The sequence below is a fragment of the Microbacterium sp. X-17 genome (assembly GCF_039615055.1).
In genome coordinates this window covers 972,152-985,310 of the sequence record NZ_JBDHNI010000003.1, presented here as the reverse complement: position 1 = coordinate 985,310, position 13,159 = coordinate 972,152, and the positions used below count along the sequence as shown (strand labels likewise).

The 13,159-nt window shown below is 71.7% G+C and carries 11 protein-coding genes; 9 read left to right on the top strand and 2 right to left on the bottom strand.

The window, feature by feature from the left end:
* The 5 genes from ABCS02_RS18910 to manD are packed head-to-tail and all read left to right on the top strand — an operon-like array spanning nucleotide 1 to nucleotide 6,104.
* Nucleotides 1–846 carry a sugar phosphate isomerase/epimerase family protein gene (locus ABCS02_RS18910; protein WP_345837210.1) on the top strand — a complete coding sequence of 282 codons (846 nt, stop codon included), beginning with the start codon at nucleotides 1–3 and terminating at the stop codon, nucleotides 844–846.
* On the top strand, nucleotides 843–2,018 hold the full coding sequence (locus ABCS02_RS18905) for a Gfo/Idh/MocA family oxidoreductase (RefSeq protein ID WP_345837209.1): 1,176 nt from the start codon (nucleotides 843–845) through the stop codon (nucleotides 2,016–2,018). The genes ABCS02_RS18910 and ABCS02_RS18905 overlap by 4 nt, the downstream gene beginning before the upstream one ends.
* Entirely contained in the window at nucleotides 2,015–3,424 is a 1,410-nt protein-coding gene (gene uxaC, locus ABCS02_RS18900; RefSeq protein WP_345837208.1) for a glucuronate isomerase, read from the top strand. The genes ABCS02_RS18905 and uxaC overlap by 4 nt, the downstream gene beginning before the upstream one ends.
* Before the next feature lie 2 nt (nucleotides 3,425–3,426).
* A complete protein-coding gene (locus tag ABCS02_RS18895) occupies nucleotides 3,427–4,860 on the top strand; it encodes a mannitol dehydrogenase family protein (RefSeq protein WP_345837207.1) in 1,434 nt (477 codons plus the stop codon).
* Complete coding sequence (gene manD, locus ABCS02_RS18890) at nucleotides 4,857–6,104, top strand: D-mannonate dehydratase ManD (protein WP_345837206.1); 1,248 nt, start codon at nucleotides 4,857–4,859, stop codon at nucleotides 6,102–6,104. Before ABCS02_RS18895 ends, manD begins: the two co-directional genes overlap by 4 nt.
* A gap of 73 nt (nucleotides 6,105–6,177) precedes the next feature.
* Here manD and ABCS02_RS18885 read toward each other — a convergent pair whose 3' ends face one another.
* Nucleotides 6,178–6,825, bottom strand: coding sequence for a TetR/AcrR family transcriptional regulator (locus tag ABCS02_RS18885; protein ID WP_345837205.1), 648 nt, complete (start codon nucleotides 6,823–6,825; stop codon nucleotides 6,178–6,180).
* Between the two features lie 84 nt (nucleotides 6,826–6,909).
* Between ABCS02_RS18885 and ABCS02_RS18880 the strand changes: the two genes are divergently transcribed.
* The 4 genes from ABCS02_RS18880 to ABCS02_RS18865 all read left to right on the top strand — a co-directional run bounded on the left by ABCS02_RS18880 (nucleotide 6,910) and on the right by ABCS02_RS18865 (nucleotide 11,034).
* Nucleotides 6,910–8,340 carry a cytosine permease gene (locus ABCS02_RS18880; RefSeq protein ID WP_345837204.1) on the top strand — a complete coding sequence of 477 codons (1,431 nt, stop codon included), beginning with the start codon at nucleotides 6,910–6,912 and terminating at the stop codon, nucleotides 8,338–8,340.
* Nucleotides 8,337–9,956 carry an amidohydrolase gene (locus ABCS02_RS18875; RefSeq protein ID WP_345837203.1) on the top strand — a complete coding sequence of 540 codons (1,620 nt, stop codon included), beginning with the start codon at nucleotides 8,337–8,339 and terminating at the stop codon, nucleotides 9,954–9,956. The genes ABCS02_RS18880 and ABCS02_RS18875 overlap by 4 nt, the downstream gene beginning before the upstream one ends.
* A gap of 41 nt (nucleotides 9,957–9,997) precedes the next feature.
* Entirely contained in the window at nucleotides 9,998–10,240 is a 243-nt protein-coding gene (locus tag ABCS02_RS18870; protein WP_345837202.1) for a hypothetical protein, read from the top strand.
* 83 nt (nucleotides 10,241–10,323) lie between these two features.
* Nucleotides 10,324–11,034, top strand: a complete 711-nt coding sequence (locus tag ABCS02_RS18865) for an alpha/beta hydrolase (protein ID WP_345837201.1) — start codon at nucleotides 10,324–10,326, stop codon at nucleotides 11,032–11,034.
* 6 nt (nucleotides 11,035–11,040) lie between these two features.
* Here ABCS02_RS18865 and ABCS02_RS18860 read toward each other — a convergent pair whose 3' ends face one another.
* Nucleotides 11,041–13,035 carry a potassium transporter Kup gene (locus ABCS02_RS18860; RefSeq protein ID WP_345837200.1) on the bottom strand — a complete coding sequence of 665 codons (1,995 nt, stop codon included), beginning with the start codon at nucleotides 13,033–13,035 and terminating at the stop codon, nucleotides 11,041–11,043.
* Between the last annotated feature and the right edge of the window lie 124 nt (nucleotides 13,036–13,159).

Genomic DNA, 13,159 nt, shown 5'->3' with positions numbered 1-13,159 from the left:
ATGAACGTGTCACAGTCGCAATGGACCCTCTCCGGCTTCGGAGACGAGATCAGCCCGGACCCCGAGGTCCAGATCGCCGTGCTGCAGGCGCTCGGCGCCAACCACATCGAAGTGCGCAGCGCGTGGGGGACCAACATCGTCGACCTCACCGAGGAGGAGCTCGCCCGCCTGGACGGCATCCTGCGCGAGCACGGGATGGGCGTCTCGGCCATCGCGTCGCCGATCGGCAAGGTCGACGTGTCCGAGCCGGTGGAGTACGAGGTCGGGCGCCTGGCCCGCGCCATCCGCGCCGCCGAGGTGCTCGGCGCCCGCTACATCCGGATCTTCTCGTTCTATCGCTCGGAGGACCAGACGCCGGAGGACATCCGCGACGCGGTCATGGAGCGCATGACCGCGCTGGCCGACCTCGCCGCCGCGAGCGGCGTCATCCTCGTGCACGAGAACGAGAAGGAGATCTACGGCGACACCCCGGAGCGCGTCCTCGACATCATCGAGACCGTCGGCTCGCCGGCGCTGCGTGTGGCGTGGGACTCGGCCAACTTCGTGCAGGTCGGCGTCAAGCCGTTCACCGGCGCGTACGCGTCGCTGCGCCCGCACCTGGAGTACTTCCAGGTCAAGGACGCCCGCTCGGCCGACGGGGCCGTCATGCCCGCCGGCGAGGGCGACGGCGAGCTCGCCGAGACCATCGCCGCGCTGCGCGAGGACGGCTTCGAGGGCTTCTTCTCCCTCGAACCGCACCTGGCGAACGCCCACCACCTGGGCGGCTTCAGCGGCCCGTTCGCGTTCGGCGTCGCCGGCCGCGCGTTCGGCCGCGTGCTCGCCGAGGCGGGGGTGAGCGCTCAGTGACCGCCGCCGAGCGCCTGCGCGTCGCCGTCGTCGGCTGCGGCGTCATCGGCGCCGAGCACGCCGAGGTCGTCGTGAACACCGCGGACCTGGAGCTCGTCGCCGTCGTGGACGTCGTGGAGGCCAAGGCGCTGAGCCTCGCCGACAAGGTCGAGAACGTGCTCGGCGCCGCGCGTCCGGAGGTCTACACCTCGATCGCCGACGCGCTCGCCGCCGCCGACCTCGACCTCATCGCCGTCTGCACGCCGAGCGGCGCGCACGCGGCCGTCGCCGTGGCCGCGCTGAACGCCGGCACGCACGTCATCATCGAGAAGCCGATCGACGTCAGCCTGACCAACGCGCGCCTGGTGCAGGACGCCGCGGACGCCGCCCGCGAGCGCGGCCAGGTCACCTCGATCATCAGCCAGCACCGGTTCGACGCGGGCAGCGTCGCGGTGTCCGACGCCATCCAGGCCGGCCGGTTCGGGACGATCACCTCGGGCAGCGCCGCCGTCTCCTGGTGGCGCTCGCAGAGCTACTACGACTCCGGCGAGTGGCGCGGCACCTGGGACCTCGACGGCGGCGGCGCCGTGATGAACCAGGGCGTGCACAGCGTCGACCTGCTGCTCTGGTTCCTGGGGACGCCGGTGGAGGTCTACGCCCAGACCGCCCTCCTCGCCCACGAGAACATGGAGGTCGAGGACACCGCCGTCGCCACGGTGCGCTTCGAGTCGGGAGCGCTCGCCGTCGTGCACGCGACCACCGCGGCGTACCCCGGCCTCTCCGCGCGCCTCCAGGTGCACGGCTCGGCGGGCTCGGCCATCATCGACAACGACCGGCTGCTCTACTTCTACGCCGCCGACGCCGACCCGGAGGCCGCCGACAACCACTACGGCATCGGCGGCACCCGCAACCAGGCCGCCCGCGAGGTGGGCTCGGCCGACGCGAGCGAGAACACCCGCGGCTCGGACGACCTCCAGACCGCGCACGCCAAGCAGTACCTGGACGTCGTGCACAGCATCCGCACCGGCGCCGAGCCCGTCGTGGGCGTGCGGGAGGCGACGACCGCGCTGGCCGTGGTCCGCGCGCTGTACGTCTCGGCGACGCTGGGCAAGCCGATCCGGGTCGCCGACGTGCTGGCCGGCGAGTACGACGAGGTCGTGCTCGTCACCGGCGGAACGGCCGTGCTGCAGTGACCGAGGGCCTCGACCCGGACCGCCTGCTGCCGGCGGATCCGGAGACCCGCTCGATCGCCCGCGACCTGTTCGCGGCGGTCGAGCGCCTGCCGATCATCTCGCCGCACGGCCACGTCGACCCGGCGCTCCTGGTCGAGGACCGCCCCTTCCCCGACCCCGCCGACCTGCTGGTGCGCTACGACCACTACGTGACGCGGCTGCTGCACGCGGACGGCGTCCCGCTCGGCGCGCTCGGCATCCCGGGCGCGGACGGCGCACCGGTCGCCCCGGCGCGGGAGGTGTGGCGGGCGCTCTGCAGCCGCTGGCACCTGTTCGCCGGAACGGCCTCCGGGTACTGGCTGCGCAGCGAGCTGACCGAGCTGTTCGGGATCGCGGAGGAGCCGGACGCGGCGAACGCCGACGAGCTGTTCGACCGCATCCAGGCCATCCTCGCCACCGACGGGTTCCGGCCGCGCGCGCTGTTCGAGCGGTTCGGGATCGAGGTGCTCGCCACGACCGACGACCCGCTGGACGACCTGCGCCACCACGGGACGCTCGCGGCCGACCCTGCCTTCACCGGGCGCGTGGTGCCGACCTTCCGGCCGGACGCGTACCTCAACCCGCTCGCGCCGGGCTTCGCCGAGCGGATCGACCGGCTCGCGGAGTGGAACGGCTCCGCGCCGTCCAGCTTCGCCGGCTACCTCGACGCGCTCGCAGGGCGCCGGCGGTACTTCGTGGAGCACGGCGCGGTGTCCGCCGACCACGGCGTCCTCCAGCCGCTGACGGTCGACCTGGAGGCCGCGGAGGCCGCAGCGCTGTTCGAGCGCGCGCGGCGCGGCGCCCTGTCTCCGGCGGAGGCCGCGGTCTTCCAGGGCCACATGCTGCTCCAGATGGCGCGGATGAGCGTGGAGGACGGGCTGGTCATGACCGTCCACCCCGGCGTCTTTCGCAATCACCACGCGCCGACCTTCGCGGCGTTCGGCCCGGACACCGGGCACGACATCCCCGTCACCACGCGGTACACGGAGGGGCTGCGGCCGCTGCTCGAGAAGTACGGCGACGACCCCGACTTCCACCTGGTGCTGTTCACGGTGGACGAGTCGGCCGCGTCGCGCGAGCTCGCGCCGCTCGCCGGCTTCTACCCGAGCGTCTACATCGGCGCTCCGTGGTGGTTCCTCGACGCTCCGGACGCCGTGCTGCGGTTCCGCGCGGCGACGACGGAGACGGCCGGCTTCTACCGCGGGTCCGGGTTCATCGACGACACGCGCGCGTTCCTCTCCATCCCGGCACGGCACGACATGTCGCGCCGGCTGGACGCCGCCTTCCTGAGCCGGCTGGTGCGCGAGGGCCGCGTCGGGCGCGCGGCGGCCGAGCGCATCATCGTGGACCTCGTGACGACGATCCCGCGACGGGTGTTCAAGCTGTGAGCATGTACTCCGGGACGCTGACCCGCCTCTCGCGTGCCGTGCTCGACGGGGCGGCCGGCATGGTGCGCCCGAAGCCGGAGGTGCGCATCGTCCACCTCGGGCTCGGCGCCTTCCACCGCGCGCACCAGGCCTGGTACACCGCGGCGGCCGACCCGTCCGGCGAGTGGGGGATCTCCGCGTTCACCGGCCGGAGCCCGGAGGCGGCGCTCGAACTGGCGCCGCAGGACGGGCTCTTCACGCTGGTGGTGCGCTCGCCCACCGGGGACGAGGCCTCGATCGTGCGGAGCATCGCCGAGGCCTCGGACGGCGCGGACCTCCCCCGGCTCGTCGCCCGGCTGCGCGCCCCGCGCACCGCGATCGTCACGCTCACCGTCACCGAGCCCGGCTACCGGCTGACACCAGATGGGCGTCCGCGCCTGGACGACGGAGCGGTGGTGGCCGACATCGAGCGGCTGCGCCAGGCCTTCGCGGCCTCCGACGACCTCGCCCGCACGTCCGACGGACCGGTCACGGCGCTCGGCCGGCTCCTGCTCGGCCTCGAAGCCCGGCGGCGTGCGGGATCGGGCCCGCTCGCCGTCGTCCCCTGCGACAACATCCCCGGCAACGGCCCGTTCGTCGCGCGCGGACTGGACGCGCTCGCCCGGCAGGTGAGCGACGAGACCGCGGACTGGATCGCCGCCACGGTCTCCTTCGTGTCGACCTCGGTCGACCGGATCACGCCGCGGACCACCGAGGACGACATCGTGGGCGCCTCCGGCCTCACCGGCTGGGACGACCGCGCCGTCGTCGTCACCGAACCGTTCACCGACTGGGTGCTGTGCGGCGACTTCCCGGCCGGACGGCCCGCCTGGGAGGCGGCAGGCGCGCGGTTCGTGGACGACATCGAGCCGTTCGAGCAGCGCAAGCTGCGCCTGCTGAACGGCGCGCACAGCCTGCTCGCGTACGCGGGCCTGTCCCGCGGCTACCGCACGGTGGCCCAGGCCGTCGCCGACCCGGCGTTGCGCGCGCGGGTCGAGGCGTACTGGAACGAGTCGGTGCGGCAGCTGCCCGCCGAGGGCCTCGACCTTCGCCGCTACCGCGATGCGCTGATCGAGCGGTTCGCAAACGCCCGCATCGAGCACAACCTGGAGCAGATCGCCGCGGAGGCGGTGGCGAAGCTGCGGGTGCGCATCGTGGACACCCTGCTCGCCGAGCGCGCGGCCGGCCGCGACGGCTCCGCGTGCGTGTACCCGCTCGCCGCCTGGGTGGCGCTCGTCAGGGCCGGTCGGGCGCTGGTGGACGCGGAGTCCGCCGCGATCGCCGAGGCCCGCGCGTCCGCCGACGCGACCTCCCGACTGCTCGCCCTGATCGACCCGCGCCTGGCGGCCGATCCCGACATCGTGGCCGCGGTGGACGCCGTCAGAGCCGCATCTTTCCACCGAGGAGCACACCTATGAGAATCACCGCTGCCGACGTGCTGGTCTCCAGCCCGGGCCGCAACTTCGTGACGTTGCGGATCACGACGGAGGACGGCTATACGGGTCTGGGCGACGCGACCCTGAACGGGCGCGAGCTCGCGGTCGCCGCGTATCTGAGCGAGCACGTGGTTCCGTTGCTGATCGGGCGGGACGCGCACGCGATCGAGGACACCTGGCAGTACCTGTACCGCGGCGCGTACTGGCGGCGCGGGCCGGTGACGATGGCCTCCATCGCCGCGGTGGATACGGCGCTGTGGGACATCAAGGCCAAGGTCGCCGGGCTGCCGTTGTACCAGCTGCTCGGCGGCAGGAGCCGGGTCGGGACGCTCTGCTACGGACACGCGTCCGGCGCCGAGCTGCCCGAGCTGTTCGACTCCATCCGCGCCCACCTGGACCAGGGCTACCGCGCCATCCGCATCCAGACCGGCATCCCCGGGTTGTCCTCGGTCTACGGGGTGGCGTCCTCGGCGAACGCCGGCGCCGGGGCGGGCGGGACGACCTCCCGCTACGACCACGAGCCCGCGCGGCGCAGCGCCGTGCCGGTCGAAGAGCAGTGGGACACCCGCGCCTACCTGCGCCACATCCCCGGCGTGTTCGAGGCGGTGCGCAACGAGTTCGGCCCGGAGCTGCCGCTGCTGCACGACGCGCACCACCGGCTGACGCCGATCCAGGCGGCCAAGCTCGGCAAGTCGCTGGAGCCGTACGACCTGTTCTGGCTGGAGGACGTCACCCCGGCCGAGAACCAGGCCGTGCTGCGCCGGGTCCGTGAGCACACCACGACGCCGCTGGCGATCGGCGAGGTGTTCAACACGATCCACGACTACCGGGAGCTGTTCGAGGAGCAGCTGATCGACTACGTGCGCAGCCCAGTCACCCACGCCGGCGGCATCACCGGGCTGCGCCGGATCTTCGACTACGCGTCGGTGTACCAGATCAAGTCCGGTGTGCATGGCCCGACGGACGTGTCCCCGGTGGGCCTCGCCGCCGCCGTCCACCTGGGGATCGCCATCCCGAACTTCGGCATCCAGGAGTACATGAAGCACAGCGCCGACACGCACGAGGTGTTCCGTCCGACCTACACGTTCGAGGATGGCATGCTCATCCCCGGCGAGACCCCCGGCCTCGGCGTCGACTACGACGACCTCGTCGCCGACTCCTTCCCGTACCAGCCGGCCTACCTCCCCGTCAACCGCCTCCTCGACGGCTCCATGCACGACTGGTAGCCAGCAGCCATCAATTCCGGAGTTGTGCACGCTGAGCACCGGCGTGTCGCGTACACAACTCCGGAACGGATGGTCAGAGGGTGCCGGCGGGGAGGGCCAGCGTCCACTCGACGACGTCGGCGACGAAGCGCGCCTGCGCGGGGTTGCTGAGGTCGCCGGCGCTGTTAACGTAGGAGCCGCTTCCGTCGACGGCGATGAGGATGCGGATGCTCGCCCACTCGGGGTCGACCGCGGCGAACACGCCGGTGTCGGCCCCTTCCTGGACGATCTCCCGCAGCCGGGAACGGTCGAGGGCGTCCTGCTCGCGCAGCGTCTCCTCCAGCGACGGCGTGAAGCGGGAGAGGTGGCGCGCGTTCAGCCACAGGCGGGCCAGCGGCCAGGAGGCCCCGGAGTCGATGTGGTGCACGAAGTGCGCGAGCCGCTCCAGCGGCGGACCCTCCGTCGGGAAGAAGCGCTCGCGCTCGATGGTCGCGGCGCGCGCGAAGGCCTCGTCCACGAGGTCCTCCGCCGCGGGGAAGTAGTGCGAGATCAGGCCGGGCCGCACGCCCAGCCGGGCGGCGACCGCGCGCAGCGTGATCCGCTCCAGGCCCTCCTCGATCGCGATCTCGGCGGCCGCGGCGAGGATCTCCTCGCGCCGCTCCTCGGCGGGTTTGCGCGAGCGGGGCTGGCTCGTGGCCGGCGCCCGCTCCGCGGTGCTCTCGGACGTCGCTCTTGACTCCATGCCTCCCATGCTATTGAATGACTGACCAATAGCCAATTGGGCACATGACCAATAGCAATGGAGCTGAGTCAGAGAGGAACCGCCATGACCCGAGAACGGATCGGCGCCGAAGAATTCGTGGATGTGTCCACCCAACCCGAGACCCGCGGGATCGAGGTCATCGGCGATGCCGACCGGCACGGCCGCGCCCGCGACCTGTTCTTCGTCTGGGCGGCGCCGGGGGTGAGCATCCTCAACTTCACGATCGGCGCGACGCTCATCCTGCTGGGACTGGAGATCTGGCAGGCCGTCGCGGTCATCCTGGTCGCCGCGCTGCTCTGGGTGTTCCCGGGGATCATCGCGGCCAGCGGACCGGCCTCCGGCACCTCGGGCTCGGTGGTGACCCGCGCCATGTACGGGATCATCGGCAACAAGCTGTTCGTCGCGTTCGTCGGCTGGTTCATCGGCGCGGTCTTCCTCGCGCTGACCTGGCTGGCCTCGTCCTTCATGGGCGCCGACCTGCTGCGGAGGGTCGGGCTGAGCGACCCGGTCTGGGTGCCCATCGGCGTCACGATCGTGGTCTCCGCGGTGACGATCGCGGTCGCGATCTTCGGGCACGCTCTCATCCTGCGCATCTACCCGGTCATGGCGGTGCTGCTGTTCGTGATCTTCGTCGGCGTCTCGCTGTTCATCCTGCCGACCGTGGACTGGGGCTACACCGCCGCGCACCCGCTGAGCGGGGTCGCGCTCTGGTCGGCGATCACGGTCGGGTTCACCATCCTGGCCTCCTCCCCGCTGTCGTTCATCAACAGCCCGGACCTCGCGCGCTACCTGCCGCGCTCCACCAAGCCGTCGCACATCGCCGCGGCGACGGCGCTCGGCGGCGCCCTCCCGTTCGTCGTGTTCACGATCGTGGGCGTGCTGCTGGCGACCGGGCTGAAGTCCGGCGCGTTCGACGCGGGGATCGACGTCGCGCTGTTCGACCTGCTCCCGGGCTGGATGGGCCCGCTGCTGGTCATCGGCGTCATCGTGAACACGATCGCGCTCAACGCGATGACCGCCTACTCGTCGAGCATGTCGCTGCAGGCGATCGGCTTCAAGCTCAAGCGCATCCCGGCCGCGATCATCGTCGGCGTCGTCGGGACGGCGCTCACGATCTACCTCGTGCTGTCGTCCAGCCTGCTGGAGGCCGCCAACCTGCTGCTGCAGTTCCTGGTCGTGGTCTCGGGGCCGGCGATGGCGATCTTCGTGGTCGACGTGATCCGGCGCCGCAACGTCTACGACGGCCTCGACCTGTTCGACGACCGGCGCGGCGGCCGGTTCTGGTACACCGGCGGCTGGAGCATCCCCGGCATCACCGCACTGGTGGTCGGCGGGGTCGCGACGGCGCTGTGCCTGTCGACCGACGTGTGGACGGGTGCCGTCTCGGGCGCGATCGGCCATATCGACTTGTCCGTTCCGGTCGGGATGACCGTGAGCGCACTCCTGTACGCACTGTTGAGCCGGACCCGGCTCGGGAAGGAGGGCCGGCTGTGACCGACCGGACCCTGACCACGCTCTACCGCAACGGCCGCGTCTTCACCGCGGACCCGGATGCCGCCTGGGCGACCGCGTTCGCCGTGACCGGCGAGACGATCGGCTGGGTCGGTGAGGACGCTGCCGCGCCGGCCGCGGACCGGACCGTCGACCTCCAGGGCCGCGTCGTCCTCCCCGGGATCACCGACGCGCACACACACCTGCTGATGATGGGCGCCGCGCTCGGCCAGGTGTACCTGACCGACGCGCGCGACCTCGACGGCATCCTCCGGCTGCTGGTGGAGGCGCGCGAGGCCCAGCCCGATGCGACCGTGCTGCGCGGGCGCGGCTGGCTGTTCGACGCCGTCCCGGACGGGGCGCCGACCGCGGCGATGATCGACGCGGTCCTCCCGGACATCCCCGTCTACCTCGACGCCAACGACTACCACTCCTGCTGGGTCAACACCGCGGCGCTGGCCGAGCTCGGCATCACGCGCGACACCCCCGACCCGATCGGCGGGGAGATCGTGCGCGACGCGGACGGCGAAGCGACCGGCCTCCTGCTGGAGACCGCGGCGACGCAGTACGCCTGGGCGCAGCGCGACGAGGCCACCACCGACGCCGACCGGGACGAGCACGTCGAGCGCACGATCGACGCCTACCTCGCGACCGGCGTCTCCGGCGTCGTCGACATGGCGTTCGACGAGTTCGGCCTGGCCGCGCTCAAGCGGGCGCAGGAGCGGCGCGGGGGAGAGCTGCCGATCCGGGTCGCGGCGCACTGGCTCATCACGAACACCGGCGACGACGCGGCGAACCTCGCGCAGGTCGAGCGGGCCGCGCAGCTCGCCGCGGAGCCCGCCACCCCGTGGCTGCGTGTCGTCGGCATCAAGCTCATCCTGGACGGCGTCATCGACGCCTGCACGGCTGCGATGCGGCAGCCGTACGCGGACGGCAGCAACGCCGACCCGATCTGGCCGCTGGAGCGGCTCGTGCCGGTCGTCGCGGCGGCGGACGCGGCCGGCCTCCAGATCGCGCAGCACGCGATCGGCGACTACGCGAGCCAGCTCGCACTCGACGCGCTGGAGCAGGCCGTCGCCGTCAACGGCGACCTCCCGCGGCGCCACCGCATCGAGCACCTGGAGTATGCGGCGCCCGGCACGGCGGAGCGGATGGCGCGCCTCGGCGTGACCGCGTCGATGCAGCCGGTGCACTCCGACCCGGCGATCTTCGAGAACTGGGCCGAGATGCTGGGCGACGAGCGGGTCGACCGGGCCTTCCCGTGGCCGGAGTACGAGGACGCCGGCGCGCTCCTCGCCTTCTCGACCGACTCGCCGACCGCGCCGCACCAGGCGCTCGCGAACCTGTACGTGGCCTCCACCCGGGCGTCCGCGCTCGACCCGTCGGTCCCGGCGGTGCACCCGCAGTACGCGCTGCCGCTGGAGCGCGCGGTAGCCCACGCGACCCGGGACGCCGCGGCCTCGGTGGGCGACGGCGACTGGCGCGGGCGGATCGCGCCGGGGTTCGCCGCCGACCTCGCGGTGCTGGACGCGGATGTCTTCGCAGAGGGGGCGGCCTCCCTGCTGCGGGCCCGCGTCGTGGAGACGATCGTGGCCGGGAGGACGGTGTACGCCGGGTAGCAGGGACTTGCCTTTCCGTCCTCCGGGCGGAGAATCGCGGCATGACGAGCGAACACGACAAGCGCACCCCGGGTGCCGGTCTGCAGGACGAAGCCGTGGCACTCGAGCACGTGGCCGAGCGGCTCAGCGACCGTTTCCCGGAGGTGCCGAAGGAGGAGATCGACCAGCTGGTCGAGGAGCACTACGAGCAGTACGAGGACGCGCCCGTGCGCGACTTCGTGCCGGTGCTGGTCGAGCACGAGGTGCGTGCGGAGCTGGACGAGGAGACCGGCTCCGCCGAATAGCGGGCGGTCGGGTCTTGCCGCGTGCGGTGAGGGAGTCTCAGGATGGCGACGTTCACCTCACTCACTGACACGAAGGAAGACTCATGGCTGACCAGCCCACGATCGTGCTCGTCCACGGCGCCTTCGCCGACGCCTCCGGCTTCGCCGGTCTGATCGGCGACCTGGAGGCATCCGGCTACCCGGTGGTCGCACCGCCGAATCCGCTCAGGAGCCTGCTCACCGACGCGGACTCCGTCGCTCGGGTCGTCGGCGCCATCGACGGGCCGGTCGTGCTCGTCGGCCACTCGTACGGCGGCGCGGTGATCACACAGGCCTCCGCCGGGATGGGCAACGTGAAGGCCCTCGTCTACCTGGCCGCCTTCGGCCTCGACGTCGGCGAGAGCTGCGTGAGCGCGCAGGAGCCGTTCCCGGCCCCGCTGCTGGCGACCGAGAACCAGCCGACCACGTACGACGCGGTCGGGTCGCCCGGCGGCCCGGAGGTCTACGTGAAGAAGGAGCGCTTCCGCGAGGTCTTCTGCGGCGACTCCTCCGAGGAGGCCGCTGCCGTGATGTACGCCACGCAGCGCCCGCTCGCGGTGGCCTCCCTCACCCAGAACGCGACCGCCGCCGGCTGGAAGGACATCCCGAGCTGGTTCGTCGTGTCGGATCACGACAACGCCATCTCACCGAAGGCGGAGGAGTTCTACGCCGAGCGGATGAAGGCGACCACCTCGCACATCGACGGGTCGCACACGGCGTTCATCCCGAAGCACGCCCAGATCGCGGAGGTGATCCGCGCGGCGGCGGAGGCCTGAGCCCGCTCAGATCTCGACGTCGCTCCCCATCGTGACCGTCCGCAACGCCGGCAGCCCGAACCGGGCTGCCGGGTTCGCGGCGTTGTGGGCGAGCGCGACGAACAGCGACCGGCGCCACGGCACCATGCTGTCCTTCCGCGTGATGCGGATCGCGCCGCGGGAGATGAAGTACGACGCCTGCTTGAAGTTCGCCGAGTCGAGCGGCAGCACACCCTCCCGCACCGCGGCGCGGAGGGCGCGCGGGATGTCCGGATCGTCCGAGAAGCCGAACGTGATGTGCAGGAACTCGACGCCGTCGTCCGCGTAGCCGAGCGGGTCGTACTCGAAGGCCTCCGCGGAGGGCACGTGCGGCACCTGCGCGGTGCTCACCCCCACGATGATGACGTGCTCGTGGAGGACGTGGTTGTGCTTGACGTTGGCCCGCAGTGCCAGCGGGGTGGTGGCCTTGTTCGGGTGCGGGAAGATGGCGATGCCCGGCACCCGCGGCAGCCTCTTCTTGCGGATCTCCTCGATGAACTCCTCCATCGAGCCCTCCTTCTTCAGCCGGTCGGCCTGCACCAGCTGACGTCCGCGCCGCCAGGTGGTCATGACGAGGATGACGATCCCGGCGATCAGCAGCGGCACCCAGCCGCCGTTGACGATCTTGGAGAGGTTGCCGGCCAGGAAGCTGAGCTCCAGGCCGCCGAAGGCGACGGCCGCGAGCACGATCTTCCACGTCGCCCAGTGCCAGAGCGGCCGTGCGACGAGCAGCAGCAGGACGGTGTCCACGACGAGCGCTCCGGTCACCGAGATGCCGTACGCCGTCGACAGCCGGTCGGACGAGCCGAACGAGAGCATGACCGCCATGACGCCGATGAACAGCAGGAGGTTGACGGCAGGCAGGTAGATCTGCCCGCCCTCGTGCTTGGAGGTCTGCTTGACGGTCAGCGGCGGCAGCAGGCCGAGCTGCACCGCCTGGCGGGAGAGCGAGTACGCGCCGGAGATCACCGCCTGGCTCGCGATCACCGTGGCGGCGGTCGCCAGGATCACGACAGGCAGCCGGCCCCACTCCGGGATGAGCAGGAAGAACGGATCCACGCGCGTCGCCGGGTCGTGCAGCACGAGCGCCGCCTGGCCGAGGTAGTTGAGCACGAGGGCGGGGAAGACCAGGAAGAACCAGGCCCGGCTGATCGGCGCCCGGCCGAAGTGGCCCATGTCGGCGTAGAGCGCCTCCGCTCCCGTGATGACCAGGACCACCGCGCCGAGCGCGACGAACGCGATGAGCGGCTTGCTGACGAGGAACGCGATGGCGTAGGTCGGGGACAGGCCGAGCAGCACCGCCGGGAACTGGACGACCATCGCGAGCCCGGCCACGCCGATGACGACGAACCACAGCACCATGACCGGCCCGAACAGCACGCCGACCCTGCCCGTGCCGAACTTCTGCACCACGAACAGGGCGACCAGGATGACCGCGGCGATGGGGATGACCAGGTGGGAGATGGCCGGCACGGTGACGTGGAGGCCCTCGACCGCGGACAGCACGGAGATCGCGGGCGTGATGATCGAGTCCCCGTAGAAGAGGGCGACGCCGACGATGCCGATCACGAGGAGCGTTCCGGCCTTGCCGACGTTCTTGGCGTACAGCCGCTGCGCGAGCGCGGCCAGGGCCATGACGCCGCCCTCGCCGTCGTTGTCGGCCCGCATCAGGATGCCGATGTACTTGATCGAGACGATGATCGTCACGCTCCAGAAGATCAGCGAGATCACGCCGAAGACGTCGTCCTGGTTCGGGCGCACTGCACCGCCGTCGAGCAGGAAGACGGTCTTCAGGGCGTAGAGCGGGCTGGTGCCGATGTCGCCGAAGACGACGCCGAGCGCGGCCAGCGCCGCCCCGAACAGCAGTCGCTGCCGGTGGTCCGTCCCCCGGGGTGGACGGCCCTGTCCCTTCGGTGGACGGCCCTGCGGCGAGGAGCTCCGCTCGGCCACCTTCTGCGTCGAATGCTGTTGGTTCTGGTGCACGCCGGTCACGCTACGCCACTTGTCGCGGCCCGTGACTCGCCGACTCGCTGGGGGTTCGGGTTGCCGTTCAGGCGGAGTCTGTGAGAGTCCGCAGAAAGCGTTCACCGGATGGTCGGCGGCGGTT

Excerpts from the sequence above, each read along its gene's own strand:
- ABCS02_RS18895 (WP_345837207.1), top strand. The coding sequence starts at position 3,427 with ATGTACTCCGGGACGCTGACCCGCCTCTCGCGTGCCGTGCTCGACGGG.
- ABCS02_RS18865 (WP_345837201.1), top strand. The coding sequence starts at position 10,324 with ATGGCTGACCAGCCCACGATCGTGCTCGTCCACGGCGCCTTCGCCGAC.
- ABCS02_RS18870 (WP_345837202.1), top strand. The coding sequence starts at position 9,998 with ATGACGAGCGAACACGACAAGCGCACCCCGGGTGCCGGTCTGCAGGAC.
- ABCS02_RS18880 (WP_345837204.1), top strand. The coding sequence starts at position 6,910 with ATGACCCGAGAACGGATCGGCGCCGAAGAATTCGTGGATGTGTCCACC.
- ABCS02_RS18885 (WP_345837205.1), bottom strand. The coding sequence starts at position 6,825 with ATGGAGTCAAGAGCGACGTCCGAGAGCACCGCGGAGCGGGCGCCGGCC.
- manD (WP_345837206.1), top strand. The coding sequence starts at position 4,857 with ATGAGAATCACCGCTGCCGACGTGCTGGTCTCCAGCCCGGGCCGCAAC.
- ABCS02_RS18910 (WP_345837210.1), top strand. The coding sequence starts at position 1 with ATGAACGTGTCACAGTCGCAATGGACCCTCTCCGGCTTCGGAGACGAG.